The following is a 2727-nucleotide window of genomic DNA, read 5'->3' on the forward strand; positions in this document are numbered from 1 at the left end:
ACATTGAGATCTACAACAGATATGGATTGAAGGTGTATCAGAGTGGGAGCAGTAATATATTGAGTTGGGATGGCAGGAGTAGTTCGGGGAGTGAGATGCCCTCGGGAACTTATTACTATCTGGCGAAGGTTTCGCTACAGCGATTAGACAAAAAGGATGAGGTACCTACTACCATTAAAGGTTGGATTGAACTGGTAAGGTAAATAGTAATATTTTGTTTATATTTGCTATAGAAACTGTGTGTTTAAATAGGTGAATAAGATAATTTTTGAATTTTCCATGAAAACACCTGCTTAAACACGCAGTGATTAGCCTTAGTTAACCTATGAATATCTTTCGTGCCATATCTGTTACGAGTAGCCAAGTACTAAATTTTGTCAGAGAACAGTTAATAGCCCTGAACGAGGCTTTCCGCTTACCAATGGCAACTTCTATTCGTTCATTACGCGGTCTTTTGATTGCCCTTTTAGTGGGCTTGTTTGTAGCCATCATTGCCGTAGGTATGCAACCTTTTGGACTCGATTTGTTTAATCATGAACAAAAAACAGAGTTACTGTTGGGTTTTGGTGGCGTAGCAGCTTTTGCCATGTTGCTGGTCAAATTTGTATTGCCAACTATTTTTCCGAAGTTTTATAATAAGCAGAACTGGACAGTTGCCAGACAATCGCTGCATTTTTTGATAATGGTATTGCTCATTACCACGCTTATGGTGATCTATGGTAATACATTTCATATCATTACTTTTAAAATCAATGATATACTGAAAGTCTTTGCCCTAAGTATTATCCCTGTTATTGTTACTACTTTTATACAGCAAAGGGTATTTCAGAATAAGTTTGCGGCTTGTGCCGAATCAATCAATCATGCCTTGCGCACATTAGCCAAATCAAATACCGAACAGAATTTATCGGTACTGGTTTTAGGTGAAAAAGATGAAAGATTGAGCTTATTGCCTAATCAGTTTATCTACGCCGAAACAGATAAAACCTCTACAAATATATACTGGCAGAATTTTATGGGTGTTGAAAAAACGACCATTCATGCTGATGTAGAAAAAGAATTGTCTGCTAGCCCTCAATTTATTCGCCTAGATAAAAATATCATTGTGAATACCCGTGGTATTCTGAAAGTAGAGGGGAACGCCAGAGGGTATCAGGTGAGAATCGCGCGTACTTCCAGAGAAATTGCTGTTCCATGGAGATTTCATAAACAATTAGAGAAATTAATACAAGCAGGTAAAGCAATCCAATAGAGACTTTTGATTAATCTGGAAAAGATTCAGGCAAGACAAAAAGGCTTTTGAAACAGTAAAGAAGCGATTATTACTATTTCTGTAGATTTCCTTTTAAAATTCTGCTACTTATATACACAGCGTATAGGATTTCTTTCGTTCTTTATATAAAGAATTACTTGACTGCAAAGCCTATGCAACTGTTAAAATCTACTTTACTTTTTCTTCTTGTTAGCTTGTTAATACTGCCGGAGGTACAAGCCTCTCATTTGCGTGCCGGTGAGATAACTGCTAAAAGAATTTCGGCAACTACACTCACCTATCGGGTGACGCTTACTACTTATACCGATCAGATTAATGGTGTGCAAGCCAATGAAGCTGCCAATACTTCTGATTTTTCATTTGGGGTTACGGGCGTAGGTTTATACCAGGTAAAACGGACGAAGAAATTCCTGATTAATTCAGGAACCATGTGTAATGTTTATGACACAACGTTTACATTCCCTGCGCAGGGTAGATATACCATTACCTGTGCTATCATCAACAGAAATGCCAATACCGTAAATTTACAGGCACCAACCGACCAGATTAGTTTCTTTGTAGAAACTACTATTGTGGTGAATGGAGCATTGGGTTTAAATAATACACCAGTTTTATTAAATATCCCGGTTGATACTGCCAGTGTTGGACAAAGATTTATCCATAACCCCGGTGCATTTGATGCAGATGGTGATAGTTTATCTTATCGTTTAACTGCCCCAAAAAAAGGCGCAAATGATGGATCAAATGGAGGTGTATTTGTACAAGGATATAGAGACCCGGCATCGCTAGGAGATGCAAGATTGACTGAAGACGGACTGAACCCCTCTTTTTTCAGGATAGATGCTATTACAGGTGATTTGATATGGGATGCACCGGGTAGGCTCTCCGTGAATCAGTATCAGGTCAACGTGGCTTTTATTATAGAAGAATGGCGAAAGGGGGTGAATGGTACTTATACCAAAATAGGGGAGATAACACGGGATATGCAGATTATTGTAGTTGAGACTCCCAATAAGCGGCCTTTACTAACTACCCCATCACCAATCTGCGTAGAAGCGGGGCAGAAAGTAGAGTTTAAAGTGACAGGCCGAGATCCGGATAACAATAATATCAGAATAACAACAAATGGTGGCGTATATAACCGTGACGCTGCTGGTGTAGTAGATTTTGTCGCGCCTAAAGAAGCGACTTTTACACCCCTGAATACTACACAAAGTAGTCCTGCTTCAGGAACTTTCACCTGGGAGACCAATTGTAAGCATGTCAGAGAGCAGCCCTATAGCGTATTATTTAAAGTAGAGGATTTTCCCGGACGATCCCGTGTACAATTAACCGACATTAAAACAGTGGAAATAAGGGTGATTCCCCCCCGTCCGAAAGGTTTAAGTGCTCGTAATTCAGAGCGTGGAGTTGAATTACGCTGGCAACAATACCCCGACTGTAACATTCCTGAC

General features: G+C 39.6%; 2 protein-coding genes and 1 pseudogene. All 3 read left to right on the forward strand.

Features of this window, described 5'->3' with window-relative positions:
* Positions 1-203 (forward strand): gliding motility-associated C-terminal domain-containing protein (locus D0T08_RS27360; RefSeq protein WP_147322863.1); only part of this gene is annotated, 203 nt, incomplete at its 5' end.
* A gap of 122 nt (positions 204-325) precedes the next feature.
* Entirely contained in the window at positions 326-1252 is a 927-nt protein-coding gene (locus D0T08_RS27365; protein WP_116985940.1) for a LytTR family transcriptional regulator DNA-binding domain-containing protein, read from the forward strand.
* A 173-nt stretch (positions 1253-1425) separates the two neighbouring features.
* Positions 1426-2727: pseudogene (locus D0T08_RS27370) on the forward strand (gliding motility-associated C-terminal domain-containing protein); the annotation flags it as partial.

Origin of the sequence: Emticicia sp. C21 (genome assembly GCF_003418935.1) — a bacterium.
Lineage (GTDB): Bacteria > Bacteroidota > Bacteroidia > Cytophagales > Spirosomataceae > Emticicia.

Bases quoted from the DNA above. Each gene is read 5' to 3' on its own strand.
- D0T08_RS27365 (WP_116985940.1), top strand. From the start codon at position 326: ATGAATATCTTTCGTGCCATATCTGTTACGAGTAGCCAAGTACTAAAT.